Raw genomic sequence first — 852 nt, 5'->3', positions numbered from 1 at the left:
CCCACCAACCACCTGGACCTGGATGCGACCCTGTGGCTGGAACAGTGGCTGCAGCGCTTCCCCGGCACACTGCTGATCATCTCCCACGACCGCGATTTCCTCGATGCGGTAGTGGATGGCATCGTCAGCTTCGAGCAGCAGGAGCTGGTGCTGTACAGCGGCAACTACACCGCATTCGAGCGCGCCCGTGCCGAGCGACTGGCACAGCAACAGATACAGTACGAGAAGCAACAGGCACAGCGCGCGCATATGGAAGACTTTGTGCGCCGCTTCCGCGCCAAGGCCACCAAGGCCAAGCAGGCGCAGAGCCGCCTGAAGGCCCTCGACCGTATGGCGGAGATCGCACCCGCCCATGTGGACTCTCCATTCCGCTTTCGCCTGCCGTGTGCCGACAAGGTCTCCAATCCGCTGATCGACCTGCGCGAAGCCGAGATCGGCTATCCGGGCAAGGCCATCCTCAACAAGGTGGAAATGGGTATCCAGCCCGGCCGTCGCATCGGTCTGCTCGGACCCAACGGCGCGGGCAAGTCCTCCCTGATCAAGACCCTGGCGGGCGATCTGCCGCTGCTGTCCGGGGTGCGTCAGTGCGGCGAACACCTGAAGATCGGTTACTTCGCCCAGCACCAGCTGGAAGCACTGGATGCCAAGGCCTCTCCGCTGCTACACGTGCAGCGGCTCTCGCCCGACGCCAGCGAGCAGCAACTGCGGGATTTCCTCGGCGGCTACGGCTTTGTCGGCGACCGGGTTTTCGAACCGGTGGGCGGCTTTTCCGGGGGCGAAAAAGCACGGGTTGCACTGGCGCTGCTGGCCTGGCAAAAACCCAACCTGCTGCTGCTGGACGAACCCACCAAC

The 852-nt window shown here is 64.1% G+C and carries 1 protein-coding gene; it reads left to right on the top strand.

Going from position 1 to position 852, the window contains the following annotated elements; all coding sequences use genetic code 11:
• The coding region (locus B4U49_RS00420) for an ABC-F family ATP-binding cassette domain-containing protein (protein ID WP_143735433.1) at positions 1–852 on the top strand (852 nt) is incomplete at both ends.

Source organism: Microbulbifer mangrovi (genome assembly GCF_002009015.1).
Taxonomy (GTDB): Bacteria; Pseudomonadota; Gammaproteobacteria; order Pseudomonadales; family Cellvibrionaceae; genus Microbulbifer; species Microbulbifer mangrovi.
Note: the sequence above shows the minus strand (reverse complement) of the source record. Positions and strands in the feature narration are given on the sequence as shown.